We start from the raw sequence: 24241 nt of genomic DNA, 5'->3' as shown, positions 1-24241 counted from the left end.
TCCCCCGCGTCGGCGGGGCCCGTACGGACCCCGCCGCGAGGAACGGCTATCGCTTGGAGGACTCTTCGAGGGAAACCGCCTCCGCGGCCTCCTCGGCGGCCTTGGCGGCCACGTCGATGGAGCTCTCACGGGTGCGGCGGATGCCGAGGATGCTGATGAACAGCGCCGCGAAGATCGTCTGGAAGCTCATGATCAGAGCGGTCGCGGAGGGCACGACGATACGCAGCGACTCGCGCGGGTCGAGCTCGCCGAAGCTGCGCACCTGCCAGTGGAACAGCGACATCACCAGGCCGATCAGACCGGCCAGCGCCAGCAGGCCGCCGACCACGAGCCCCTTCTCCAGGCTCACGATGTCGATCAGCCGCCGGATGCGCGGCGACTCCGGCAGGAAGCCCTCCTCGGCCGCGTAGACCTTGGTGAACACGGCGAACAGGGCAGCCTGGAAGCCGATCACCACCAGGGCGGACGACCCGACGAGGGTGTCGACGTCGAACGCCAGCTCCCCGATCTCCACCGGGCCGAACGTCAGCGCCGTCCCGGCGATCACGCCGACGATCATCATCAGCACGCCGGGGTAGAAGAACAGCCACTTCGGGCTGTAGAGCAGCAGGAAGCGCAGGTGGCGCCAGCCGTCGCGCCACGAGCGCAGGTGCGGCGGGCGGGAGCGGCCGTCGGGCGAGAGCGTGGTGGGCACCTCGCGCACGTCGAGGCCCGACAGCGTCGAGCGGACCACCATCTCGGAGGCGAACTCCATGCCGCCCGTCTGCAGCTGCAGATTGAGGATGGAGTCGCGCCGGAAGCCACGCAGGCCGCAGTGGAAGTCGCCGATGGCCGAGGGGAAGAACAGCCGGCCGACGAACGACAGCACCGGGTTGCCGAGGTAGCGGTGCAGCGGGGGCATGGCGCCCGGGGCGATGCCGCCCTTGAACCGGTTTCCCATCACCAGGTCGGCGCCGTCGCGCAGCTGCTCCACGAACGGCAGCAGCGCGGTGAAGTCATAGGAGTCGTCGGCGTCGCCCATGATGACGTACTTGCCGCGCGCCGCCCTGATTCCGCCCATGAGGGCGTTGCCATAGCCCTTCTCGTCGACGTGGACCACGCGGGCTCCGGCGTCGCGGGCGAGCTGTTGCGAGCCGTCCGTGCTGCCGTTGTCGGCGATCAGGACCTCGCCCTCGATGCCGTGCTCCTCCATGCACGCCAGCGCCTTGCGTACACAGACTTCCACGGTCTCCGCCTCGTTGAGGCAGGGCATGACCACCGTCAGTTCCACGTGTCTACCCTTCAGTTAAGACTCTTCCAGTGAACCATCATGCCCTCTGCCCAACCGTGCTCGGGTCAAGACCCAAAAACGACTGGCATTCTTTACAGCATGGTGAGCGTCGCGGAGATTACCCCTGTGGACCACTCCGCCCCAGGCCGGGCAGCGCGTTGGCTGGCATTCTTGCGCCGGCATCGAGTGTTCGCCGCGGTTTTCGGCGTCGGCGCCGTGCTGCGGCTCATCACCATGCTCGGCTACGGCCCGGCCATGTGGTTCAACGACTCCTACGAGTACGTCTCGGTGGCGCTGCACCCGCGCCCGCACCCGATCAGGCCCGACGGCTACAGCTTCTGGCTGATGCTGCTCAAGCCGTTCCACAGCTTCGCGCTGGTGATCTTCACGCAGCACCTGATGGGCCTGGCCACGGCCTGCCTGATCTACGCGTTGCTGCGGATCAAGTTCCGGCTGCCGAAGTGGGGCGCCACGCTGGCGGCGGCGCCGGTGCTGCTGGACGCGTACCAGATCCAGCTTGAGCAGATGGTGATGTCCGACTCCATGTTCACGCTGCTCGTGGTGGGCGTCATCACGCTGGTGCTGTGGAAGCGGCGGCTGTCGTGGCAGGCGGGCGCGGTCGTCGGCCTGCTGCTGGCGCTGACGTGGCTGACCCGCTCGATCGGCCTGCCGATCCTGGCGCTGGTGGTGCTCTACCTGCTGGTCAAGCGCACCGGCTGGCGCCCGATCGTCGCCGTGATCACGGTCTGCGCGGTGCCGGTGATGGCGTACATGGGCTGGTTCGCCTCCGCGTACGGCAAGTTCGCGATGACCAACAGCGACGGTCTCATCCTCTACATGCGTACGGCCATCTTCGCCGACTGCAACAAGATGAAGATCGACAAGTACAAGGAGGTCCAGCTCCTCCTGCTGTGCATCAACGACCCGGTCAGCCAGCGCAAGGACTACGCGCAGTGGTACCTGTGGGGCCAGGGCAACGGCGACGGCACCGGCACCGGCGAGGTGCTGCACCGGTGGGGCATCAACAAGAAGTGGAGCGAGATCACCAACGACGCGGCCAGCGCGTTCGCCACGCGGGCGATCCTCTCGCAGCCCGGCGACTACCTGAAGGTGGTCACCCGCGACTTCTTCCGCTCGTTCCACTGGGGCCGGCCGATGTTCCCCGACCCTTCCACTTACGGCATGTACGAGTTCAAGCCGTACGTCGAGCCGGACGAGAGCGGCCAGCCCAAGCGGCTGCCGAAGTGGTCGTCGTACGCGGGCGGCCGCACCGACACCGACGCGTTCAGCTACGAGCAGGGCCCGCCGGAGACCCGGATCGTGCACCCGTGGGCCGACATCATGAGCGGCTACCAGAAGGTGTTCTACCTGCGCGGCATCATGCTCGGCGGCATCCTGCTGATCGGCCTGTACGGCGTCGCGGTCAGGTGGCGCAAGTTCGGCGGCCCGGTGGCGCTGCCGTGGCTGGGCGCGGTCGGCCTGCTGCTGGCCCCGGCGGCGACGGCGGAGTTCGACTACCGGTACGTGCTCCCGGCCGTCCCGCTGGCCTGCGTCGCCGCGGCGATCACGCTGCGCCGCGGCGTCACTTGGGCGCGGCGGTCACCCAAGAACTCATCAGCATCCGAGCCCACCAGTCTGCGTGTGTGATCGTCTCGGCGGTCAGCACCGGATAGAGCCACCAGAAGTTGATCAGCGCGAGGAGCGAGAGCGCCCCCACCACCGCGGCCCCGGTCGCCCGCCGGGACGCGGGGGCGTCCTGCCTGCCCAGCACCAGCCCCGCCACCAGCACGATCGCCAGCACCATGAACGGCACGACGGGGATCATGTAGAACAGGTACATCGTCCGGTTGTCGGCGAGCGCGTAGTAGAACCACGGCAGCCAACCGGCCGCGACGCTCAGCAGCACCGCCCCGGCCCGCCAGTCGCGCGTGGCCACGTACCAGGCGACGAGGCCGATCAGCGCCAGCACGGCGGCGTACCACACGGCCGGGGTGCCCACCCCGAGCACGGCCTGTGAGCACTTGTCGGCCCCGCACGCCGACGACGGCAGGTCCGCCGGATAGTGGAACGAGACCGGCCTGATCAGCAGCGGCCACTGCCACGGCTCGGACATGTACGGGTGATATTCGTGCAGGTTGCTGTGATAGCCCAGCACCTGCACCTGGTACTGCAGCCACGACCGCACCGAGTCGACCACGAAGAACAAAGGCCCGGACGAGGTCGCCTGCGCCCAGTTGCGCCCCCAGCCGCCGGAGGTGGCGAACCACCCGGTCCACGAGGCCACGAAGGCGACCGCCGGCACGACCGCCATGGCCGCGAACGCCCCCGGCAGGTCGTACGAGAACGCCCCCCGGTACGGCTGCCGCAGCCCCAGCGCCCGTCTGGCCCCCATGTCCCACATGAGGCTCATGACCGCGAACGCGATCAGGAAGAAGACCCCCGACCACTTCACCGCGCACGCCGCCCCCAGGCAGAGCCCGGCCGCGAGCCGCCACGGCCGCAGCCCCAGGCGCGGCCCCAGCTCGGTGATCGGCCCGCGCTCGAACAGGTCGGCCAGCCGTCGCCGGGCCCAGTCCCGGTCGGCCACCAGGCAGGCGAACCCGGCCAGCACCCAGAACATCAGGAAGATGTCCAGCAGCGCCGTGCGCGACAGCACCAGGTGCAGGCCGTCGAGCGAGAGCAGCAGCCCTGCCAGGCAGCCCAGCAGCGTCGAGCGCGTCATCCGGCGGGCCACCCTGGCCATGATCAGGATCGACAGCGTGCCGAACAGCGCCGCCGCGAAGCGCCAGCCGAACGGGTCCATCCCGAACAGCCACTCGCCCACGCCGATCATCCACTTGCCCAGCGGCGGGTGCGCCACGAACGAGGCGCAGTCGTCGGGCTGGGGGCACTGCTTGAAGATGTCCAGGTTGCCGGCGATGAGGCGGTTGTCGGCGATCGGGTTCTTGGCGTCGCCGAGCATGGTCCGCTCCACGCCGTGCGTGATCAGCGAGTACGCGTCCTTGGCGTAGTACGTCTCGTCGAAGACGACAGCCTCGGGCTCATCGAGCCTGATGAACCGCAGGAGGCCGCCGAAGAGCGCGACCAGGATCGGCCCGGCCCAGCCCAGCATGGGGGTCCCCGGCATCGGCGGGACCAGTCGCTGAGCGGAAACCCCCCAGTTCCTCACCATGCGCACCCTATGGCGTAGGGGATCTCCTGTGAACCAGGTCGTAAAGCTCGCGTTTGGGGATGCCCGCCTCCTTGGCCACCTCGGCGACGGCGATCCTGCGCTGCGTGCCCTCGGCGACCCTGCGGTCGACCTCGGCGACCAGCTCGTCCAGGTCCGGCTCGCCCTCGCCCGGCGCGTATCCGGCGACCACGAGCGTGATCTCGCCCTTGACCTCCTTCGCCGCCCATTCGGCCAGCTCGCCGAGCCCGCCCCGGCGTACCTCCTCGTACGTCTTGGTCAGCTCGCGGCACACGGCGGCCTGCCGGTCGGGGCCGAACGCCGCGGCCATGGCCTCCAGCGAGCTCGCCAGCCGGCGCGGCGACTCGAAGAACACCATCGTGCGCTCCTCGCGCGCCAGGGAGGCCAGGCGGCGGGCCCGCTCGCCGGGCTTGCGCGGCGGGAAGCCCTCGAAGCAGAACCGGTCGCTGGCCAGCCCGGACACGGCCAGCGCGGTGGTGACGGCGCTCGGCCCCGGCAGCGCGGTGACCGTGATGCCCTCGTCGACCGCCAGGCGCGTCAGGCGGTAGCCGGGATCGGAGACCCCCGGCATGCCCGCGTCCGTGATGACCACGACCGTGCGGCCCTCTTTCAGGGTCTCCAGGAGCTCTTTTGCCCGGGCCACCTCGTTCTGGTCGTAATAGGACACCACACGGCCCGCGATCTCCACGCCCAGCTCGGTCGCGAGCCTGCGCAGCCGCCTGGTGTCCTCGGCGGCGACCACGTCGGCGCTCCCCAGCACCTCACGCAGCCGCGGCGAGACGTCACCCGCCTGGCCGATAGGGGCTCCTGCCAGCACCAACCTGCCGTCTCCAGTCACCAGACCATTGTGGCAGGGCATCCCAAATAACCGTGTTTCTGCGTTTGCTATCGGCTTGGGGCCCGTACGATGTCCGAATGGCGGTGACCGATTCCCCATACCAGGCCAACGAGAGCTCGGAGGTCGGCGACAGCCTTCCCAAGACGATGTCCGTACGCGATCGTGTCGTGCCGCCCATGCGCGGCAGCATCCTGTGGGGCTGGATCGGCCCGCTGGTGGTCACCCTCTTCGGCGCCGTCCTGCGCTTCATCAACCTGGGCCATCCCAAGGCCGTGGTGTTCGACGAGACGTACTATATGAAGGACGCGTTCTCGCTGATCACCTGGGGTGTCGAGCGGACCACGGTCAAGGACGCCGACAAGGCGATCATCGCCGGCAACACCGACATCTGGCAGTCGTGCACGTCCGCGACCCTCGACAAGTGCGCCTCCTACGTGGTCCACCCCCCGCTGGGCAAGTGGATGATCGGCGCAGGCGAGTGGCTGTTCGGGCTCAACCCGTTCGGCTGGCGCTTCGCCGCCGCGCTGATCGGGTCGCTGTCGATCCTCGTCCTGGCCAGGGTGGCCCGCCGGATGACGCGCTCGACGCTGCTGGGCTGCTTCGCCGGCCTGCTGCTGGCCCTCGACGGCCTGCACTACGTGCTCTCGCGCACGGCTCTGCTGGACATCTTCCTGATGTTCTGGGTGCTGGCCGCGTTCGCCTGCCTCGTGGTCGACCGCGACCAGGCCCGCGAACGGCTCGTGACCTGGTACGAGAACTCCCCGATCTCGCCGTACGGCCCCTCGCTGGGGATCAGGTGGTGGCGGATCGCCGCCGGGGTCTGCCTGGCCTTCGCCATGTCGGTCAAGTGGTCGGGGCTGGCGTTCGCGGTGGCCTTCGCGATCATGTCCGTGATGTGGGACTTCGGCGCCCGCCGGGCGGTCGGGCTGCGGCATCCCTACGTCGGCGCGTTCAACAAGGACGCGCCGCAGGCGTTCCTGGCGTTCGCCGTGGTGCCGTTCTTCACCTACATGGCCACCTGGGTCGGCTGGTTCGTCAACGCGACCGGCTACGGGCGCAACTGGGCCCAGGCCACCACCCCGGGCAACCCGATCTTCTTCGTCTTCGACTCGATGCGGTCGTGGATCAAGTACCAGTGGCAGGTCTACACCTTCCACAGCGGGCTGGAGACCTCCCACCCGTACATGTCCGAGCCCTGGCAGTGGCCGTTGCTGCTGCGCCCGGTCGCCTTCTACTACGAGGGCAGGCAGAACACGTGCGGCGTCAAGGACTGCTCCGAGGCCGTGCTGGGCGTGGGCACGCCGGTGATCTGGTTCGGGGCGGTGGCCGCGCTGGTGGCCCTGATCGCGTGGTACGTCTCCTCGCGCGACTGGCGGGCGGGGGCCGTGCTGCTGGCGTACGCCATGGGCCTGGTGCCGTGGGTCTACTTCGCCATCGCCGACAACCGTACGATGTTCCTGTTCTACGCCATCCCGATGGTGCCGTTCATGGTGCTGGCCATCACGCTGTGCGCCGGGCTGCTGATCGGGTCGTCGAAACCGACGGCCACGGGGGCGATGCCGATCCGGCGCACCGTCGGGGCCGCCGTGGTCGGCGCGTTCACGCTGCTCGCGCTGATCAACTTCTGGTGGCTGCACCCGATCCTGTCCGCCGAACTCATCCCGTACACCGAGTGGAAGGCCCGCATGTTGTTCGAGAAACGGTGGATATGATCTGCTTATCGTCCGCCCAATAGTGGTTTCTTAGGGTTATCGCTGTGCAAGACCCAATACGCACCGGATTCGGTCATCGTCAGGCCAGGGGTCGATACGGCAAACTTCGAGGCATGAGTGCACCGGATGTCACCGCCCTGCTCGCCGAGTTGGAGCGCTCTCAGCCGGAGCTGGCCGAGGAGGCCAGGACCGCCGTCGAATGGCTGACGGCTGGGGAGCCGCTGGAAACGGTGACCCAGCTCGACGTCTGCGAGTTCCTCTGGTACACGTTGCCGCTCAAGGTGGGCGGCGACCACGAACGTCTGGCACGTTCGCTCGGCCGGCTGCTCCAGCTCGGCGGGATGGAGCGGTACGCCGCTCTGTGCGTGTCACCCACGACCCTCCAGATCCTGCGTACCTACGCCCGCGAGGGCGAGGACGCCGGCACCAGCGCCTACCAACAGGCGCTCGAAGCCACGGGCGTGCTCCCGCCCGACGTGCCCGAACTCCAGTGGAGCATGATCATGGGGCCCGAGGAGCTGGGCGCGCACCTCGCCTGCTCCGCCGCCCTGGAGCTGGCGATCGTCGCCGGCGAGACCGTCGACCGCGCCGCCCTGACCCGCCGCTGGCTCACCGAGCCCCGCTCCGAGCTGGGCGGCGACAGCTGGCGCAACCGGGTGCACGGCGAGCGCCTCAACCGCTGGGTGCTGGGGCGCGGCCCGGCCAGGCGCGAGCTGGCCCAGCCGTTCGAGGTGCGCCTGCACGCGCCCATCACCCCGCAACCCCTGCCCCCGCTACACCGTCTGCTCAGCCTGGCCGCCTCCGGGGAGAGCCTGCCGCTGCGGCTGGCCCCCTCGCCCGAGGCGCTCAGGCTGCGCGAGCTGGCCGAGCGCGAGCTCGGCGCGATCAGCCGCGACGGCTCGAAGCTGGTCATCACCGACTACGGCCGGCGGCTGCTCAAATCGAAGTCGGCCATGTGGTCGGCGGTCACGCGCCTGCTGCTGGCGAGAGGAGAGCATGAGTTCCAGGTGTCGGCGCGCGAGGCCGCGCTGATGCTGATCGCCGACGGCACGCTGATGTCGCCCACGGAGCTGCGCGAGCGCGTGGCGGAAGTGGTCGGCGGCGAGGGCTGGCATCCCACCACGACCGTGGAGGACGTCGCCGCGCCGGTGGCCGACCTGGTCTCGCAGCTCACCGCCCTGGGGCTGGCGTTCAGCGACGACCTGGCGGTGCGGATGGACCGCTCCGGCCAGCTCGCGGCCCTGGCCGCGCTGCGCGCCCATGCCCTGCGACCGAGGAAGTACGTCAGCCCAGGCTGACGGAGTGCGCTCAGCCCAGCGGCACGCGGCGCACGGCCTGCTTGAACTCCGGACACTCCACGAGCGGGTCGTGCTCGCAGGTCACCGCGTGCCGCAGGCTGTCGCGCAGCCGGGTGAGCTGCGCCACCCGCTCGGACACCTCGCGCTCCTTGGCCGCCATGCGCTCGCGCAGCCGCGCGTCGGACGGCCGGGCGCGCAGGAACTCGGCGATCTCCGACAGCGTGAACCCCGCGTCGCGGGCGCACGCGATCAGCGCCAGGCGCTCCATCGTCTCGGGGCGGTACGCGCGGCGCAGCCCGTTGCGCCCATCGGCCTCGATGAGGCCCTTGCGCTCGTAGAACCGCAGCGCCGACGCGGCCATGCCGCTCCGCCGGGCCACCTCGCCTATGTCGATCAACGTGTCGTCCACGACCTGGCTCCTTGACTTGAACCGCACTTCAAGTCGCAGTCTAGTGCCCATGCGAATTCACCACCTGAACCTCGCCTCCATGCGCGAGGTCGAATCCCTCGACGGACAGCCGGCGGCCTCCGTGGTGTGCCACGCGCTGCTGGTCGAGACGCCCTCCTCCGGGCTCGTCCTGGTCGAGTCCGGGCTGGGCCTCGACGACCTGGCCAAGCCCGAGGAAATGCTGGAACGCGAGTGGACCGAGCTCGTCGAGCCGGTGCTCTCGCCCGCCGAGACGGCCGTGCGGCAGGTCGCCGCGCTCGGGCACGACCCGCTCGACGTACGGCACATCGTGCTGACCCACCTGGACGTGGACCACAGCGGCGGCCTGCCCGACTTCCCGCACGCGCAGGTGCACGTCATGGAGGTCGAACTGGAGGACGCGATCGCCCAGGCCCCGAACCGCCGCTACCGCCCTGGCCACTGGGCCCACTCGCCGAAATGGGTGACCTATCCGGGCACGGGCACCCGATGGCTGGGCGTGGACGGCGTACACCCGCTGACCGGGCTGGGCGAGGACTTCCTGCTCGTGCCGCTGGACGGGCACACGCGCGGGCACGCCGGAGTGGCGGTCAACGACGGCGAGCGCTGGCTGCTGCACGCCGGGGACGCGTACTTCTACCACGGCGAACTGGCCCGAGAGCCGCAGCCGCACCCGCTGATGGACATCGTGCAGGTCAGCGCCCAGGTCGATGCCGAGCGCCGCATGTCCAGCCAGGAGCGCCTGCGCTCGCTCGCGCACGACCACGGAGTCGAAGTCTTCTCCGCACATGACCCTTGGGAACTGTCCCATTACGTACGGTAGTTACCATTGATGTCATGGAGCTGTTCCCAGCCATGCCGCTCGCAGAATGGGCGGAGGCCAAGGAGACCTTTCACAGGTTCGCGCAGATCGTGGGGAAGATCCGGTTGTCGTCGAGCAACCGGCGCAACCACTGGTGGCAGGTGCCCTTCCACCCGACCGGACGCGGGCTCACCTCGCGGCCGATGGGCGGGCTGGGCGAGCAGCCGCTGTTCAGCATCGACTTCGACCTGGTGCGCCACCGGCTGGTGGTGGACGTGCTCGACGGGCGCAGCGCGGAGTTCAGCCTGATCGGGCGGTCGGTGGCCACGTTCCACGACCGGCTCTTCGACACGCTCGCGGGCCTGGGGCTCCGGCCGGAGATCTGGGCCGTGCCGTTCGACCTGGGCGACGACACGCCGTTCGCCGAGGACACCCTGCACGCCCGGTACGACCCGGTGCTGATCAACCGCTACTGGCGGATCCTGTCGCAGGTGGTGCAGCTCCTCGACCGCTTCGCGGCGGACTTCGCCGGCAAGACCTCGCCGGTGCACCACTTCTGGCACACGTTCGACATCGCAGTGACGCGGTTCACCGGGCGCGTGGTCCGGGTCTCGCCGGACACCGACCCGGTCACGCGGGAGGCGTACAGCTGGGAGGTCATCAGCTCGGGCTTCTGGTTCGGCGACAAGGAGCGGCCGTGGCCGGCGTTCTACTCCTACACCGCGCCGGAGCCCAAGGGCCTGGAGATGGAGCCGCTGCGGCCCCTGGAGGCCGAGTGGCTGCCCGCCCGGGGCAGCCACCTGGCCATCCTCCGGTACGACGACGTGCGTGCGATGGGTGATCCGGTCTCGTCCGTACTGGAGTTCCTGGACAGCGCCTACCAGGCGGGCGCCCGGCTGACCGGGCTCGACATGGAGGCGCTGAGCTCCCCTGGGGGCGTCACGGATCCGTACTACGCAAAGCACTGAACTATGCAAAGCACTGAGCGCCCGCCCTCCGGGGAGGGCGGGCGCTCAACGTATGGCAACCGGTGTGCAGGTCGCCTCTCGGCGAAAGGCACAACGCGGCTCCAGCCGAACGGTATTCCGCGAAGGCAATAGGTGAGGCCCGGGGACACTGGACACACCGGCCACGATCTATGTAACCACACCCACCGGCCGAACATTCCCCGCCACGACACGAATTTCTCAACCGCCTCTAAGGAGTCGCGCGGGCCGGGACCTTGGCCGGCCCGCGACGGCGACGTCGCGCATGGCGAGGAGGGCGGCGAAGGCCAGCATCCCCGCCACCCCGCCGATCAACGCGACCGCCGGCCCCACCCCACCGGAGGTCGATCACCCGGCCGCACCGCCCTTCAGCGCGCCGTGCAGGAACAGGTCGACCAGTTCGGCCGAGGTGAGCGGGGACGACGTCCCCCGCCCGGACGCCAGGACCAGGAACTGGAACGCCTCGGCCAGCCGCTCCGGGGACAGCCTGAGGTCGTCGCGCTCGGGCTCGAAGAGCCCGGACAGCACGTCGCGGGTGGCCGCCATCGACGCCTCCCGCCCCGAGAGGGCCCGCCCGGCGCCTGCCTGCTCCGAAGGCGCGCCCTCGGGCGGCGCGCCGCCCGGGGGGTCGCGGCGCAAGCCGCCCGAGGCGGCCAGGGCGCCCGCCACGGCGCCCATCCGGGCCAGGTAGCCGCGCAGCGCGTCCGCGGCCTCGACCAGCCGCTCCTCCAGCGGCAGGTCCAGCGCGATCGCCGCCACGTGGGCGAGCGTGTCGTCGGGCCGCGCCGCCTCCGCCATGCAGGCGGCCAGCAGCGTCTCCTTGTCGCCGAAGGCCCGGAAGATCGTGCCTTCGCCGATGCCCGCGGCGCGGGCGACCTGGGCGGTGGTCACGGAGGTGCCGTACTCCACCACCAGCGGAAGCGCCGCCCGGACGATCATCTCGCGGCGCTGTTCTGGGCTCATCGCCGGCGCGCGGCGCCGGCCTGCGGTGTTCGTCATACCTTCGAAGGTACGGAGTGAGTACTCACTCCGTCAATCCCATTAACGAGCGGTAGGGTGTCCGGCTATGGCGACACTCCTGGCGTTTCACGCCCATCCGGACGACGAGGTGCTCCTGACCGGCGGCACGCTCGCCCGCGCCGCCGCCGAGGGCCATCGCGTGATCGTCGTGGTCGCGACGGACGGCGTCATGAAGTCCGTCGCGGAGGGCGGCACGACCAGGATGGACGAGCTGCGCACCGCCGCCGCCGTGCTGGGCGTGGCACGCGTCGAGCACCTGGGTTACGCCGACAGCGGGCACGGCAAGGACCTGCATCCCGACCCGCCGGACCGGACGCGCTTCGTGCGCGCGAGCACGGAGGAGGCCGCGGCCAGGCTCGCCGCGATCCTGCGCGAGGAGAAGGCGGACCTGCTGCTCAGCTACGACCCCAACGGCGGGTACGGCCACCGCGACCACGTCAAGGTGCACGAGGTCGGCAAGCGCGCCGCCGAGCTGGCCGGGGTGCCCCGCGTCCTGGAGGCCACGGCCCCGCGCGACGTCGCCGTCCGCCTGGTACGCCTGATCCGCCTGCTCCGGATCCCGCTCCGCTACGACGAACGCGAGCTCGCGAAGGCGTACAGCCCCGGCAAGGCCATCACCCACCGGATCGACGTGCGCCGCTACGCCTCCCAGAAACAGCGGGCGCTGGCCGCCCACCACTCCCAGATCAGCGGAAACGGCCGGATGTCCGCCGTCGCGAGAGTGCTCGTGCAGCTCCCCGCACCCGTGTTCGGCTGGCTGCTGGGCCGCGAATGGTACGTCGAGGCGAAATAGGCTAAAGCCGCGCGGCCCTGCCACGCAGGTAGCGCTGCTGCGGGAAGCTGGTCGTGCGCCTGGCCGCCTCCTCGTAGGACTCGCGGGCGGCCGCGTGGTCGCCCGCCAGCTCCAGCAGGTGCCCGCGCACCGCGTGCAGCCGGTGGTCGTCCGGCAGCCGCTCCTGGAGGGGTTCGAGCAGGCGGAGCCCCGCGAGCGGGCCGCGGGCCATGGCCACGGCGACGGCGTGGTTGAGCGCCACCACGGGGTTGCCGGCGATGCGCATCAGCAGCTCGTACAGCGCGACGATCTGCGGCCAGTCGGTCTCCTCCGCGCTCGGCGCCTCGTCGTGCAGGGCCGCGATCGCCGCCTGGAGCTGGTAGGGGCCAGGCGTGCCGCGGGAGAGCGCCCGGGTGACCAGTTCGACGCCCTCGGCGACATGGCCGGCGTGCCACTTGCCGCGGTCCTGCTCGGCCATCGGGATCAGCGCGCCGTCGGGGCCCGTACGCGCCGGTCGCCGCGCGTCGGTGAGCAGCATGAGCGCGAGCAGCCCGGCCGCCTCGGGGTCGTCGGGCAGCAGCCGGTGCACCATGCGGGCCAGCCGGATCGCCTCGGCCGACAGCTCCGCGCGCACCAGCTCGGGCCCCGACGTGCTGGCGTACCCCTCGTTGAAGATCAGGTAGAGCACGTGCAGCACCACGCCGAGGCGCTCGGCCCGCTCCTCCGCCCTGGGCAGCCCGAACGGCAGGCCGCTGTCCTTGACGCGCTGCTTGGCCCGCGTGATGCGGCGCGTCATCGTGCCCTCCGGCACCAGGAACGCGCGGGCGATCTCCGCCGTCGTCAGGCCGCCGACCGCGCGCAAGGTGAGCGTGATCTGCGCGGCCGGCGACAACGACGGGTGGCAGCACATGAACAGCAGGACGAGCGTGTCGTCCGCCCCGGACGCCGGCTGGTCGGCGGCGGGCGCCAGCCAGTCCTCCGGCAGCGTCCAGGCCGCCACGGCGTCCTCGCGGCGCAGGCGCGCCTGTTCGCTGCGCAGCAGGTCGGTCAGCCGCCGCGCGGCGACGGTGATCAGCCACGCCCGCGGATTGTCCGGTACGCCCTCCTCCGGCCACTGCAGCGCGGCCGCCAGCAGCGCCTCCTGGACGGCGTCCTCGGCCGTGGCGAAATGCCCGTACCGCCGCACCAGCGCGCCGAGGACCTGCGGCGCCAGTTCGCGCAGCAGGTCCTCGGCCTCCATGCCGCCGATCAGAACTCCAGCTCCGCGACGCCCTCGGCGATCGGCCGGACGTCGGCCACGCTGCCGTCCCAGACACCGCCGGGGCTCGGGCACTTCGACAGGCGTCCGGCGAGCTCGGTCGCCCGGTCGAAGCTCGCGCACTCGACGATCCAGTAGCCCGCGAGCACCTCCTGCGTCTCCGCGTACGGCCCGTCCGTCACAACCGGGACGCCGTCGCGCAACCGGACCCGCCTGGCGTGCACGGGCGCGACCAGCCCGCGCGTCTCGACCAGCTCGCCGGACTCCTCCAGCTCCTTGTTGAACGCCTCCATGAACCCGTGCATCGCCGCCACGTCCTCCGGCGACCAGGCGGGCTGCCCCTCGGAGTCCTTGCCGGACAGGGCGTCGTAGTCCCGCTGCGTGCCGTACGACAGGATCATGTACTTCATGGTGACCGAGTCCTCTCTCGTGTGCCTCTCACCGGGTACGTCGGAGCCAAGCCCGCTCACCGGACACCCCTACGATGCTAAACATGCCACTTGCGACAGCCGTGGACGGCGTCAAGCTGTCCTACCAGGTCCGCGGCGGCGGGCAGCCCCTCGTCCTCCTGCAGGGACAGGCCAACGAACACCGCTGGTGGGATCCCGTGCGCCCGGACTTCGAGCAGGAGTTCCGCACCATCACCTTCGACTACCGCGGCACGGGCGGCAGCGACAAACCCGACGAGCCGTACACCACCCGCGGGTTCGCCGGCGACGTCCTGGCCGTGCTCGACGAGCTGGGCGTGGCGAAGGCGCACGTGTACGGGACGTCAATGGGCGGGCGGGTGGCCCAGTGGCTGGCGGCCGACCATCCAGAGCGGGTCGGGTCGCTGGTGCTCGGCTGCAGCTCGCCGGGCGGCGCCCACGGGATCGAGCGGGACAACGACGTGCGCAGGTCGCTGGCCCAGCCTGACCGGGCGGCCGCCGAGCGGGCGCTGCTGGAGCTCATGTACACGCCCGCCTGGCTGGCCACCCACCCGGGCCCGCACCGCACGGTCGGCGACCCGGCCATGCCCATGTACGCGCGCCGCCGCCACCTGGCGGCCAGCGCCGGGCACGACAGCTGGGACGCGCTGCCCTCCATCGCCGCGCCCACGCTGGTGGTGCACGGCACCGACGACGTGTTCAACCCGGCGGCCAACGCCCCGCTGCTGGCCGGCCGCATCCCCGGGGCGGAGCTGCGGATGATCGAGGGGGCGCGGCACGCGTACTTCGAGGAGTTCAGGGAGGTCGCGAGCCCTCTGGTGCTGGAGTTCCTGCGTTCGGGCGCATAAGCGTTTGCGCCGAGCCGGGGGGTCTTGCTACGTTCGCCCTCATGTCCAGCCCCGAAGCGTCAAGACGCTAGCCACCGGTCATCCGGTGGCTGTCTCGCGTTGACGCCGGGCTCTCCGCGAGCCGTGCGGATCTTCGTGATGCGGCCGGTTCCTCAACGGGGCAGGACCTTCCTTCGGCCTGCCCGCTTCCCTGTCGATCCTCGATACGGTCGCGGAGTTCTCTCATGCCTTTCGCTGTCTACCTGCTCGGACTGGCGGTCTTCGCCCAGGGCACGTCCGAGTTCATGCTGTCCGGGCTCATCCCGGGCATCGCGCGGGACCTGCAGGTGTCCATCCCCGCCGCGGGGCTGCTCACCTCGGCCTTCGCCGTCGGGATGGTGGTGGGGGCGCCGCTCATGGCGGTGCTCAGCCTGCGCTGGTCCCGGCGGTTCGCCCTGCTGGCCTTCCTGGTCACGTTCCTGATCGTGCACGTCGTGGGCGCGCTCACCACCAGCTACGGCGTGCTGCTCGGCACCCGGGTGATCGCGGCGCTGGCCAACGCCGGGTTCCTGGCGGTGGCCATGGCGACCGCCGTCGCGCTCGCGCCCGCCGACGCCAAGGGGCGCGCCACGTCCGTGCTCCTCGGCGGCGTCACGATCGCCTGCGTCGCCGGCGTGCCGGGCGGCGCGCTGCTGGGCGAGGTGTGGGGGTGGCGCTCGGCGTTCTGGGCGGTCGCCGTCGCGCTGGTCCCGGCCATCGTCGCCGTGCTCCGGTCCGTGCCGGGCGGCGCCCCCGACCCGGCCGGTCCGCGGGCCCTCGGTGAGCTGCGGGCGCTGCGCCGGCCGCGGCTGCTGGTCCTCCTCGTGCTGGCCGGCCTGGTGAACGGCGGCACCTTCTGCACGTTCACCTACCTCACGCCCCTCCTCACCGGGGACACCGGGATCGGGGCAGCCTGGATGCCGCTGATGCTGGCCCTGTTCGGGCTGGGCTCGTTCGCCGGGGTGACCGTCAGCGGGCGGGTGGCCGACCGGCGGCCGATCCGGCTCCTGGTGATCTGCGGGCCGGCGCTGGCCGCCGGCTGGGCCCTCTTCGCGCTGACGGCCGGGGCTCCGGTGCCCGCGATCGTGCTGGTGTTCGTCCAGGGAACGCTCTCGTTCGCCGTGGGCTCCACGCTGATCTCGCAGGTCCTGTACGCGGCCACCGGCGCGCCCACCCTGGCCGGCGGCTTCGCCACGGCCGCGCTCAACGTGGGCGCGACGCTCGGCCCGTGGCTGGGCGGCGTGAGCATCGGGGCCGGGCTCGGGCTGCGGTCGCCCCTGTGGCTGAGCGCCCTGCTGGTCGCCGCCGCCCTCGTCACCGCCGCCGTCGCCCACGCGGCCGGACGGCCGTCACCGGCGAATCCGGTGGAGAAGGAACACCCGGCTGAGGCACAGTGAGTGGCATGGAACCCGCAGCACGCTTTCATCGGGAGACCCGGGCATTCCAGGAGGCCGCCCGGCAGGCGGCCGGCGCCGCGCCCGCGGTGCCGTCCTGCCCCGGCTGGTCGGTCGCGGATCTGCTGATCCATCTGGGCGCCGTGCACCGGAGTGTGTTCAGCATCATCACCGACCGGCTCGACCGGCCACCGGACGCCTCCGACCTCTCCTTCGCCGGGCTGCCGCCGGACCTCACGGGGTGGCCCGATCCGCAGAACGCACCCAACCTCGGGCCGATCCGGGACGAGGTGCTCGACTGGTTCGAGGAGGGGGCGGCCCGGCTGGGGGCGCTCTTCGACGAGCGGGATGCCGACGATCCCTCGTGGACGTGGTCGAAGGAGCAGACCGTCGGGTTCTGGGTGCGGATGCAGACCATCGAGGCCGCCATCCACCGCTGGGACGCCGAGAACGCCGTCGGCGTTCCGCACCCGATCGCCGAGGACGTGGCGGCCGACGCGATCGCGCAGACGTTCGAGGTCATGGCGCCCGCGCGGCGGGAGTGGACGGGGGCGCCCGCCGGAGCGGGTGAGCGGTTCCGCTTCCGGCGCACGGACGGCGAGGGCGACTGGGCGGTCCACTTCGACGGCCGGGACGTACGGCTCTCCCCCGGTTCGGACGGCGGCCGGTCCGACGTCGAGCTGGCCGGGAGCGCGTCGGACCTGATGCTGTTCCTCTGGCGTCGCATCCCGGCCGACGGCCTCGACGTGCGTGGCGACAAGAGCATGCTCGACCGCTACTTCGCCCTTGTGCCTCCCGTATGACCTAATCTGTCCGACATGCAGGTCAGGGACTTGAACGGCACGCGACCGGCCGTGATCAGGCCGGCGTCCGGCGGGTTCCCCCGGCACGGCCACGACGGGTGCGCCATCGCCCCGGGCCGCTGCCTCGGACAGGGCTCCGCGCGGCCCCGGCCGCCGGAGTGAGCGCCGTGTCCGAGGTGTTCATGCTGGCCCTGTGGATCGGGCTGCTGTTCAACGCGGCGCCGGGAGCGGTGTTCAGCGAGTCGTTGCGGCGGGGCGTGCGGGGCGGCTTCGGCCCGGCGTTCGCGGTGCAGGTCGGGTCGCTGGCGGGTGACGCCGTGTGGGCGCTGCTCGGGCTGGCCGGGGTCGGCGCGCTGTTCACGGTCCCGGCCCTGCGCGTGCCGTTGACGGTCGCCGGCTGCCTCCTGCTCGCCTGGCTCGGCGTCACGGGACTCCGTGACGCCGTCTTCCCGCGCCCCGAGGCTCCCCGTGACGACCGGACAGGGCGGGGCGCGATCACGGTCGGGGCCGCCATGTCGCTCGGCAACCCCTGGAACATCGTGTACTGGTCGGGCGCGGCCGGCGCCGTCGGCACCGCGCTGGGCGAGGACGCGGGGCCGGCGAGCCTGGCGGCCTTCTTCACCGGCTTCATGGTCTCCTCACTGGCCTGGTGCTTCATCTCCGCGGGGCTCATCGCGCTGCTGCGCCGGGCGCTGCCGCCGCTCGCCGTACGGCTCCTGGAGGCAGGGTGCGGGGCGGCGCTGCTCGTGTTCGCGGCCCTGCTCGTGGCCCGCGTCCTGTGAACGCCCGCTAGGCGCACCGGGCGAGGAGCCCCATCGACAGGACCAGGCCGTTCCTGGCCCACATTCCCAGGTGGCTCCTCGGCACCATCATGCGGACGTTCGACCCGATCTGCTGCTTGTCCTTGACGAGCGCCCGGTGCCCCGCCTCGTACCGCTGGAAGGCGACCCGGTGGTCGGAGGCCCCCGCGAGCGCCTCGGCCAGCCGGTACGCCCCCACGACGGCCAGCTCCGCCCCTGCTCCCGATGCCGGGGAGGCACAGTAGGCGGCGTCCCCCACCAGCGCCACCCGCCCCGACGACCACGAGGGCAGCCGCACCTGGCTCAGCGCGTCGAAGTAGAAGTCGGGGTCGGCGAGCGCCCCGTCGAGCAGCTCGCGCACCCGCCAGGACGTCTCGTCGCCGAACGCGCCCCGCAACAGCGTCCTGTGCTGCCCGACGTCGCGGTGGTCGTACGCCAGCGGCTCCGACCTGAAGATGAAGTACGCCTTCGCCTGGGCGTGGTTCCCCGACCGGTAGAGCCCCGCCATCTTGCCCGGCAGGTTGTACATCGTCACCCACCGGTCCTCCCCCAGCGCGGAGTCCGCGTTCGCGAACGCGAAGTAGTGCCCCATGTGCCGCAGGGCCCCCTCCTCGGGCCCGAAGGCCAGCCGCCGCACCGAGGAGTGCAGCCCGTCGGCCCCGACGACCAGGTCGAACCGCCGCGTCGAGCCGCTCTCGAACGACACCGTGACGCCGCCGCCGTCCTCCTCCATCGACCGGACGGAGTCGCCGAAGACGTACTCCACCTCCGGCCCGGCCACCTCGTGCAGCAGCGCCACCAGGTCGCCCCGCATGATCTCGATCTCGCCGTTCCCGCTCAGGTCCATGCGGGCCACGGCCCGGTCCTTCGCGTCGACGAACTTCATGCCCCGCACGTCCGCCGCGGCGGCCCTGACCCGCGGCATGATCCCCATCCGCTCGGCCACCTCGGTCGCCTCGTCCCGCAGGTCCACCCCGTTGCCGCCGGTGCGCGGCCCGGGCGCCCGCTCGACGATCGTGGCCCGCATCCCGTGCCTGGCCAGCCAGTACGCCAGCGTCTGCCCGGCGATGCTCGCCCCTACCACCAGAATCTCCGTCATGCCGTCCACCCTCCTGACCGTTGGTCAGTTCAGGACTATAGGCTCCCGACCAACGGTCAGGCAAGGTCTAGAATCGGCGGCGTGACGGACGACACTCGCTCACGGATCCTCCAGGTGGCGCACGACCTGTTCGCCGCGCGGGGCTATCACGCCACCTCGATCCGCGAGATCGCGGAGCGGCTGGAGCTGACCAAGACCGCGGTCCTCTACCACTTCCCCAGCAAGAAGGAGATCATCGCGGCCCTGGCCGAGCCGCTGCTGGCCGACATGGAGGCCGCGATCGACGCGGCCAACCGCGCGCCGGGCAGCGACGAGCGGCAGAAGCGGTGGGCGGTCATCGAGGGCCTGCTCGACGTCTGGCTGGCACATCGCGACCTGCTGCGGCTGCAGATGCGTGACCTCGCACTGGCCTCGGAGGGGTCGGTCTTCGAGCGGTTCAGGGACGCCGCCTACCTGGCCCAGCACCTCATCGCCGGCCCGCTCGCCGACCACGTGGACCGCATCCGGGCGGCGCAGGCGTTCGGCATGCTCAGCGACCCCGTCGTGATGTTCGCCGACCTGCCGGCGGAGATGCTGCGCCCGGCCGTGCTGGCCGGGGTCGAACGCCTGCTGGAGGAGCGTCCCGAGCCGGCGGCGCGGGACGCGCGCCGCCGCGGCAGGCCGGGGGCGATGACGCCGGAGGCGGTCGAGCGGGCCAGGCGCATGCACGACTCGGGCCGGCACACGGCCGCCGAGATCGCCCGCACCCTCGGCGTCTCCCGCGCCACCCTCTACCGCCACCTGTCCGCTTAATATTGAGACACTTTATGAGACATTTTCGAGACGACCGCGGGTGACGGTCGCGGGCACAGCAGGGGAATCCTCCGCGCACGGGCGTTAAATTCGGTGGTGTCCAGATATCTGGCGAAGCTACTGTTGCTGCAGGTCAGCGAGTGGGCGGTTGCCGGCGCGCTGTCCCTGCGGACCCGCGGCTCATCCGTTCGGAATCGACCGACGGCGAGGCGATGGTCACCACTGGCGCCGTCCTTACGCCCCAGACGATCGCGAGCCGTGGGTCCCTCAGCGCCCGGCGAAGCCGTCGAGGGCGGCGGACAGCTCCTTGGAGAGCGTGCCGCTGCCGGTGTGCCCCGAGTCGTCCACGACGACCAGCTTCGCGTCCGGCCAGGCCCTGGCCAGCTCCCAGGCCGTCACGAGCGGGCCGCCCAGATCGAGCCGGCCGTGGATCAGCACGCCGGGGATCCCGGCCAGCCGCCCCGCCTCCCGCAGCAGCACGCCCTCCTCCAGCCAGGCGGCGTTGGAGAAGTAGTGGGAGCAGATCCGGACGAGCGCCAGCACCGCCTCGGGCGGGCGGTCGCTGTAGGCGTTGGGCTTGCCGTTGGGCTCCATGGAGATCACCGCGTCCTCCCAGGTGACCCAGTCCCTGGCCGCCTTCGCGCGGACCTCGGGGTCGGGGTCGGCCATGAGCCGCGAGTACGCCGCCAGCAGCGCGAAGGTGTCGCCGTCGCGGTCGGCCTCCGGGACGCCCTGCCTGAAGCGCTCCCACTCCTCCGGGAAGAACTGCCCCACGCCGCGGTAGAGCCAGTCGATCTCGGAGCGGCGCGTGGTCGTGACGGCCACGATGACCATCTCCGACACGCGCTCCGGATGCGCCTCGGCGTAGGCCAGCATCAGCGTCGAGCCCCACGAGCCGCCGTACAGCAGCCACCTGTCGATGCCGAGGTGCTCGCGCAGCCGCTCCATGTCGGCGACGAGGTGGTGGGTCGTGTTGGTGCTCAGGTCGACGGACGGGTCGCTGGCATGCGGGCGGCTGCGACCGCAGTTTCGCTGGTCGAACAGGACGACCCGGTAGCGCTCCGGGTCGAAGAGACGGCGCACCCCCGTCTTGCACCCCGAGCCGGGGCCGCCGTGGACGACGAGCGCGGGCTTCCCCTCCGGGTTGCCGCAGACCTCCCAGTAGACGAGGTTGCCGTCACCGGTGTCGAGCAGACCGTGGTCGTACGGCTCGATGGGGGGATACATGTGATGATCTTATCGAGCCGGCCGCGGTGGCCCGGTGGACCACCGCGGCCGTTCGGTCAGGCGACCTTGGACGGGGAAGCCGCCCAGGTGTTACACGAGCCGGGGTCGCCGGCGGCGAATCCGCGCTTGAGCCAGTAGCGCGCCGAGGCGTTGCTGCCGTACTCGCGGATGGTGTCGGGGTCGTCGCTCTGCATGAGCCGGACGAGGACGTTCCAGTCGCTCAGGTTCCTGCCCTCGATCGGCCAGACGCTCTTGATGAAGGCGGCCCCGAAGCATTCGGTCTGCAGGCTCTCGCGACGCTCCTGCTCGGCCAACTCCGCCTTTTTACCGTAGGGCAATTTATCGTAGGCTTTGGCGATTCCGACCAATTTCTGCACGTGGTAGCCGTACATGGAGGCCGCCGTGTCGAACAGCCAGAGGTCGTCCGGATCCTCCAGCCAGTCCTTACCGAGCTGGAAGACCAGCGTTTCGGTGCGGTCGCAGTACCAGGCCTGGGAATTCTGCTTTCCGATGTCGAAGCCGCAGTACTTCTTCGGAATCCGGTCCATGTGCCGGACCTTGACCGGCCGGTAGGTCAGGCCGGCACTCGTGAGGTGCTGCTCCCAAGTGGTTCCCAGGCAGGCGACGATCGCGTCGAGATAGGCGCGGGCCTGCTTGCGATTGTTCGGCTTGAGCGCCGGCTCGACGCAGGTGGTCGTCGGCAGTGCGCCCGCTTCATAGAGCGGGTTGGCGGTTAGTTGGTCGGATTTGACGGGGTATGCAGCCGCCTGGGCGGTCCCCGATAAGGGCATCACGAGGGCGCCCATCAGCGCCGCGAACATGCGAAGTTTCACGAGTTGCGAGAATAGGACCTCACGGTAAAGAGGGCTAGATACAACTATGAAGTAATTCAACCATCACTAAGGGTAATGATCTCTGCGGATAACCTGAATACCATCCGCAGGGAGCACCATGTACAAGCACGCCATCGCCGCATTCGCCGCGACCTCCGGCCTGCTGCTGGCCGCCGGGCCGGCGGCCGCGGAAGAGGGAACCGCGAAGACGGTCTCGTGCGGCGACAACGGCCTCTTCAGCTACGACAGGCCGCTCGCGCCCCTGGCCGCGGGCGCCAGGGACAACGTCGGGGCAGTGTCCGAATCGATCTACTACAGCACGGCGCTCGGTCCGTCGTGGTCCAGCCGCACGAGCTACCTGGGCAGCCCGAAGTCGTACGTGTCGTACGACGAGGACCTGGTCCGCCGCTGGCTCGACCAGGTGAGGGCGTGCGGCAGCACGAACTCGACGGGCGTTCCCACGTACAAGACGGGCGGCGTCGTCGGCCTGGTCAACGGCCTGTTCGCCCCCGTCCCCGCGCAGCCGTGCACGACGCCGGTCGCCGCGGGGTCGCTGCTGACCTCCATCGGCGTCACGCAGCTGTTCGACCGGGTCTGGACGGGCACGGTGCCCTGCGTCGCGATGAGCAGCACCGAGAACTGGGCGAGCGCCGAGAACTGGACCAGCGGCGAGACCTCGCTGAGCAGCGCGAACTGGGCGAACACCGAGAACTGGATCAGCGTCGAGGGCCCGGCCGTCCAGGTCACGGGGAACAACTCGTCGCTCCTGGACACCCTCGGGGTCACGACGCTGCTCAACCAGGTCCTGCGCAACTGACCCGCCGCTGATCTCGTCGTCAGGGCGACGGGGCGAAGGGACCTTTCTTCGCGGACGGCAGGCGTGGCGCGACAACGCGCCGTTCCCGGCCGTCGCCCTGATCGGGCGTGACGACGCCGCAGAGGAGTTCACCATGCCGTACGCCGGCGCGCGCGACGTACCCGGGTTCACCGGATGGCGCCGGCGGACGGCGAGCGGCGGACGGCGAGCGGCGGACGGCGAGCGGCGGCTCCGGCGGCTCTAGCCGCTGAAGCGGCGCAGGTCGCCGCTGAGCGCGGCCCCGGCGGCGGTGAGCAGCAGCAACCCGCCGACGAGCACGAGCGAGCCCGCCCCGCCCAGAGCCGTCGCCAGCGCGCCGCCGAGCACGGGCCCGAGGGGCGAGAGCCCGAACCCGGCCGTGCTCAGGACGGCGTCCACCCGGCCGAGCAGTTCCTCGGGGGCCATTCGCGTGATCACCACGCTCGTCACCACGTTGAACGCGGGAGTCGTGAGGCTGAACAGCGCCAGCGGCCCCATCGGCCACCACGGCCCGAACGGCAGGGCCATCGCCATGATCGAGACCCCGAAGACGGCGGCGAAGACGACAGTCAGCCTCCCCGGCGGCAGCAGCCCGCCGACCCGCACGGACAGCAGCGCCCCGACCAGCCCGCCGATCCCCAGCCCGGCCAGCACCGTCCCGGTGTTCAGCGCCCCGCCGCCGCGCTCGCCGACCAGCACGATCAAGGGGATCAAGAACGCGGAGCCCAGCAGATTGAGCATCATCACCGCTGCGCAGACCTCCCGCAGCCCCTTCTGCCGCCACAGCCAGGCGACCGCCTCCCCCGTGTCCCTGCGCATGCTCCGCCGGCCGGTCCGCTCGCTCCTGGGCCGCCGCGGCACCTTCGCCCCGGCCGCGCACACCATGGCGACGAGGAACGTGACCGCGTCCACGACAAACGGCACAGCCCGCCCGAACCCGTACAGCAGCGCGCCGAGCGGCGGCCCGATCAGCCTGGCCGCGTGATTGCGGGCCTCCTCCTGCGCGTATGCGTTCGGCAACTGCTCCACCGGAACGACCCCGCGGATCGCCGTCGTCCGCGCCGGCCCGAGGAAGGCGGCGCATCCTCCGTCGATGACCGCGACCACGACGAAGTGCCAGATGAGCGCCCGATCCGCGAGGATCAGCGCGGCCAGGACCGCCGCGTTGACCGTCTGGAGCGCCTGGCCGGCGATCAGCGTGCGCCGCCGGTCCCACCGATCCACCCAGACGCCGGCGGGCACCTGCGCCACGACGGACGCGGCCGTACGCGCGCCCGCGACGACCCCCGCCCACCCCGGCGATCCGGTGAGCGCCAGCACGAGCAGCGGCGTCGCCAGCTTCGTCAGCTCCATGCCCACCTGGGAGACGGCACTGCCGACCCAGAGCAATTGGAACTGCTTGTTCCTGCGCAACGGCCCGGCATCAAGCACAAGACCCCCCAATCCCCCCACCAAGCGGAACTCACCATGGTGCCACCGCCCACCCGTGGGGACTTGGGGGTCAGCTCAGAATGCCGTCACAGGATTACGGCTGCTCGCGTCGAGTCGGTGGTCGGCGATGTGGTGACGTTCACCGAGACGGCCAGCGGCC

The 24241-nt window shown here is 71.0% G+C and carries 24 protein-coding genes; 13 read left to right on the top strand and 11 right to left on the bottom strand.

Annotated features, from left to right (window positions below):
• Positions 1-46: 46 nt before the first annotated feature.
• Positions 47-1270 (bottom strand): glycosyltransferase family 2 protein, encoded by a 1224-nt coding sequence (locus ABZS69_RS10210; RefSeq protein WP_355369304.1) that lies wholly within the window; start codon positions 1268-1270, stop codon positions 47-49.
• A 171-nt stretch (positions 1271-1441) separates the two neighbouring features.
• Between ABZS69_RS10210 and ABZS69_RS10205 the strand changes: the two genes are divergently transcribed.
• Positions 1442-2917 carry a hypothetical protein gene (locus ABZS69_RS10205; RefSeq protein ID WP_355369302.1) on the top strand — a complete coding sequence of 492 codons (1476 nt, stop codon included), beginning with the start codon at positions 1442-1444 and terminating at the stop codon, positions 2915-2917.
• On the opposite strand, the gene ABZS69_RS10200 is transcribed toward ABZS69_RS10205, so the two are convergent.
• Both ABZS69_RS10200 and rsmI read right to left on the bottom strand, forming a co-directional pair.
• Positions 2853-4397 (bottom strand): phospholipid carrier-dependent glycosyltransferase, encoded by a 1545-nt coding sequence (locus ABZS69_RS10200; protein ID WP_355369300.1) that lies wholly within the window; start codon positions 4395-4397, stop codon positions 2853-2855. The genes ABZS69_RS10205 and ABZS69_RS10200 overlap by 65 nt on opposite strands.
• 52 nt (positions 4398-4449) lie before the next feature.
• Complete coding sequence (gene rsmI / locus ABZS69_RS10195) at positions 4450-5298, bottom strand: 16S rRNA (cytidine(1402)-2'-O)-methyltransferase (protein ID WP_355369298.1); 849 nt, start codon at positions 5296-5298, stop codon at positions 4450-4452.
• 77 nt (positions 5299-5375) lie between these two features.
• On the opposite strand from rsmI, the gene ABZS69_RS10190 reads away from it, so the two are divergent.
• Complete coding sequence (locus ABZS69_RS10190; RefSeq protein WP_355369296.1) at positions 5376-7010, top strand: phospholipid carrier-dependent glycosyltransferase; 1635 nt, start codon at positions 5376-5378, stop codon at positions 7008-7010.
• Positions 7011-7123: 113 nt separating this feature from the next.
• Positions 7124-8308 carry a hypothetical protein gene (locus ABZS69_RS10185; RefSeq protein WP_355369294.1) on the top strand — a complete coding sequence of 395 codons (1185 nt, stop codon included), beginning with the start codon at positions 7124-7126 and terminating at the stop codon, positions 8306-8308.
• A 10-nt stretch (positions 8309-8318) separates the two neighbouring features.
• On the opposite strand, the gene ABZS69_RS10180 is transcribed toward ABZS69_RS10185, so the two are convergent.
• A complete protein-coding gene (locus ABZS69_RS10180) occupies positions 8319-8717 on the bottom strand; it encodes a MerR family transcriptional regulator (protein ID WP_355369292.1) in 399 nt (132 codons plus the stop codon).
• Between the two features lie 49 nt (positions 8718-8766).
• Here ABZS69_RS10180 and ABZS69_RS10175 point away from each other — a divergent pair, with 49 nt between their 5' ends.
• Positions 8767-9558, top strand: coding sequence for an MBL fold metallo-hydrolase (locus ABZS69_RS10175; protein WP_355369290.1), 792 nt, complete (start codon positions 8767-8769; stop codon positions 9556-9558).
• Between the two features lie 14 nt (positions 9559-9572).
• Entirely contained in the window at positions 9573-10505 is a 933-nt protein-coding gene (locus ABZS69_RS10170; RefSeq protein WP_355369288.1) for a DUF5996 family protein, read from the top strand.
• A gap of 366 nt (positions 10506-10871) precedes the next feature.
• Here the strand turns inward: ABZS69_RS10170 and ABZS69_RS10165 are convergent, their stop codons facing one another.
• Entirely contained in the window at positions 10872-11522 is a 651-nt protein-coding gene (locus ABZS69_RS10165) for a TetR/AcrR family transcriptional regulator (RefSeq protein ID WP_355369286.1), read from the bottom strand.
• Positions 11523-11589: 67 nt separating this feature from the next.
• Here ABZS69_RS10165 and ABZS69_RS10160 point away from each other — a divergent pair, with 67 nt between their 5' ends.
• On the top strand, positions 11590-12336 hold the full coding sequence (locus ABZS69_RS10160) for a PIG-L family deacetylase (RefSeq protein ID WP_355369284.1): 747 nt from the start codon (positions 11590-11592) through the stop codon (positions 12334-12336).
• Between the two features lies 1 nt (position 12337).
• Here the strand turns inward: ABZS69_RS10160 and ABZS69_RS10155 are convergent, their stop codons facing one another.
• Entirely contained in the window at positions 12338-13555 is a 1218-nt protein-coding gene (locus ABZS69_RS10155) for a DUF6596 domain-containing protein (RefSeq protein ID WP_355369282.1), read from the bottom strand.
• A gap of 8 nt (positions 13556-13563) precedes the next feature.
• Positions 13564-13983 carry a YciI family protein gene (locus tag ABZS69_RS10150; protein WP_355369280.1) on the bottom strand — a complete coding sequence of 140 codons (420 nt, stop codon included), beginning with the start codon at positions 13981-13983 and terminating at the stop codon, positions 13564-13566.
• Between the two features lie 83 nt (positions 13984-14066).
• Here ABZS69_RS10150 and ABZS69_RS10145 point away from each other — a divergent pair, with 83 nt between their 5' ends.
• The 5 genes from ABZS69_RS10145 to ABZS69_RS10125 all read left to right on the top strand — a co-directional run bounded on the left by ABZS69_RS10145 (position 14067) and on the right by ABZS69_RS10125 (position 17846).
• On the top strand, positions 14067-14849 hold the full coding sequence (locus ABZS69_RS10145; protein ID WP_355369278.1) for an alpha/beta fold hydrolase: 783 nt from the start codon (positions 14067-14069) through the stop codon (positions 14847-14849).
• 224 nt (positions 14850-15073) lie between these two features.
• Positions 15074-16264, top strand: coding sequence for a Cmx/CmrA family chloramphenicol efflux MFS transporter (locus tag ABZS69_RS10140; RefSeq protein ID WP_355369276.1), 1191 nt, complete (start codon positions 15074-15076; stop codon positions 16262-16264).
• 5 nt (positions 16265-16269) lie between these two features.
• Positions 16270-17064, top strand: a complete 795-nt coding sequence (locus ABZS69_RS10135) for a maleylpyruvate isomerase family mycothiol-dependent enzyme (protein ID WP_355369274.1) — start codon at positions 16270-16272, stop codon at positions 17062-17064.
• A gap of 15 nt (positions 17065-17079) precedes the next feature.
• On the top strand, positions 17080-17226 hold the full coding sequence (locus ABZS69_RS10130; RefSeq protein WP_355369272.1) for a hypothetical protein: 147 nt from the start codon (positions 17080-17082) through the stop codon (positions 17224-17226).
• 5 nt (positions 17227-17231) lie between these two features.
• Positions 17232-17846 carry a LysE family transporter gene (locus tag ABZS69_RS10125; protein ID WP_355369270.1) on the top strand — a complete coding sequence of 205 codons (615 nt, stop codon included), beginning with the start codon at positions 17232-17234 and terminating at the stop codon, positions 17844-17846.
• Positions 17847-17853: 7 nt separating this feature from the next.
• Here the strand turns inward: ABZS69_RS10125 and ABZS69_RS10120 are convergent, their stop codons facing one another.
• Positions 17854-18963 (bottom strand): FAD-dependent monooxygenase, encoded by a 1110-nt coding sequence (locus tag ABZS69_RS10120; RefSeq protein WP_355369268.1) that lies wholly within the window; start codon positions 18961-18963, stop codon positions 17854-17856.
• An 81-nt stretch (positions 18964-19044) separates the two neighbouring features.
• On the opposite strand from ABZS69_RS10120, the gene ABZS69_RS10115 reads away from it, so the two are divergent.
• The gene (locus ABZS69_RS10115) at positions 19045-19755 is read left to right on the top strand and encodes a TetR family transcriptional regulator (protein ID WP_355369266.1); all 711 of its coding nucleotides are present in this window, start codon (positions 19045-19047) and stop codon (positions 19753-19755) included.
• 267 nt (positions 19756-20022) lie between these two features.
• Here the strand turns inward: ABZS69_RS10115 and pip are convergent, their stop codons facing one another.
• A complete protein-coding gene (pip, locus tag ABZS69_RS10110; RefSeq protein ID WP_355369264.1) occupies positions 20023-20982 on the bottom strand; it encodes a prolyl aminopeptidase in 960 nt (319 codons plus the stop codon).
• A 56-nt stretch (positions 20983-21038) separates the two neighbouring features.
• Positions 21039-21815: a neutral zinc metallopeptidase gene (locus ABZS69_RS10105; RefSeq protein WP_355369262.1), complete on the bottom strand. Its 777-nt coding sequence runs from the start codon at positions 21813-21815 to the stop codon at positions 21039-21041.
• A 118-nt stretch (positions 21816-21933) separates the two neighbouring features.
• Between ABZS69_RS10105 and ABZS69_RS10100 the strand changes: the two genes are divergently transcribed.
• On the top strand, positions 21934-22632 hold the full coding sequence (locus tag ABZS69_RS10100; protein ID WP_355369260.1) for a hypothetical protein: 699 nt from the start codon (positions 21934-21936) through the stop codon (positions 22630-22632).
• Between the two features lie 240 nt (positions 22633-22872).
• Here the strand turns inward: ABZS69_RS10100 and ABZS69_RS10095 are convergent, their stop codons facing one another.
• The gene (locus ABZS69_RS10095; RefSeq protein ID WP_355369258.1) at positions 22873-24081 is read right to left on the bottom strand and encodes an MFS transporter; all 1209 of its coding nucleotides are present in this window, start codon (positions 24079-24081) and stop codon (positions 22873-22875) included.
• Positions 24082-24241 lie beyond the last annotated feature (160 nt).

It is taken from the genome of Nonomuraea sp. NPDC005650, assembly GCF_040605375.1.
GTDB lineage: Bacteria > Actinomycetota > Actinomycetes > Streptosporangiales > Streptosporangiaceae > Nonomuraea.
Note: the sequence above shows the minus strand (reverse complement) of the source record. Positions and strands in the feature narration are given on the sequence as shown.

Coding starts and splice junctions, on each gene's coding strand:
- ABZS69_RS10200 (WP_355369300.1), bottom strand. CDS start 4,397: ATGCCGGGGACCCCCATGCTGGGCTGGGCCGGGCCGATCCTGGTCGCG.
- ABZS69_RS10190 (WP_355369296.1), top strand. CDS start 5,376: ATGGCGGTGACCGATTCCCCATACCAGGCCAACGAGAGCTCGGAGGTC.
- ABZS69_RS10185 (WP_355369294.1), top strand. CDS start 7,124: ATGAGTGCACCGGATGTCACCGCCCTGCTCGCCGAGTTGGAGCGCTCT.
- ABZS69_RS10175 (WP_355369290.1), top strand. CDS start 8,767: ATGCGAATTCACCACCTGAACCTCGCCTCCATGCGCGAGGTCGAATCC.
- ABZS69_RS10170 (WP_355369288.1), top strand. CDS start 9,573: ATGGAGCTGTTCCCAGCCATGCCGCTCGCAGAATGGGCGGAGGCCAAG.
- ABZS69_RS10165 (WP_355369286.1), bottom strand. CDS start 11,522: ATGACGAACACCGCAGGCCGGCGCCGCGCGCCGGCGATGAGCCCAGAA.
- ABZS69_RS10160 (WP_355369284.1), top strand. CDS start 11,590: ATGGCGACACTCCTGGCGTTTCACGCCCATCCGGACGACGAGGTGCTC.
- ABZS69_RS10155 (WP_355369282.1), bottom strand. CDS start 13,555: ATGGAGGCCGAGGACCTGCTGCGCGAACTGGCGCCGCAGGTCCTCGGC.
- ABZS69_RS10150 (WP_355369280.1), bottom strand. CDS start 13,983: ATGAAGTACATGATCCTGTCGTACGGCACGCAGCGGGACTACGACGCC.
- ABZS69_RS10145 (WP_355369278.1), top strand. CDS start 14,067: ATGCCACTTGCGACAGCCGTGGACGGCGTCAAGCTGTCCTACCAGGTC.
- ABZS69_RS10140 (WP_355369276.1), top strand. CDS start 15,074: ATGCCTTTCGCTGTCTACCTGCTCGGACTGGCGGTCTTCGCCCAGGGC.
- ABZS69_RS10135 (WP_355369274.1), top strand. CDS start 16,270: ATGGAACCCGCAGCACGCTTTCATCGGGAGACCCGGGCATTCCAGGAG.
- ABZS69_RS10130 (WP_355369272.1), top strand. CDS start 17,080: ATGCAGGTCAGGGACTTGAACGGCACGCGACCGGCCGTGATCAGGCCG.
- ABZS69_RS10120 (WP_355369268.1), bottom strand. CDS start 18,963: ATGACGGAGATTCTGGTGGTAGGGGCGAGCATCGCCGGGCAGACGCTG.
- pip (WP_355369264.1), bottom strand. CDS start 20,982: ATGTATCCCCCCATCGAGCCGTACGACCACGGTCTGCTCGACACCGGT.
- ABZS69_RS10100 (WP_355369260.1), top strand. CDS start 21,934: ATGTACAAGCACGCCATCGCCGCATTCGCCGCGACCTCCGGCCTGCTG.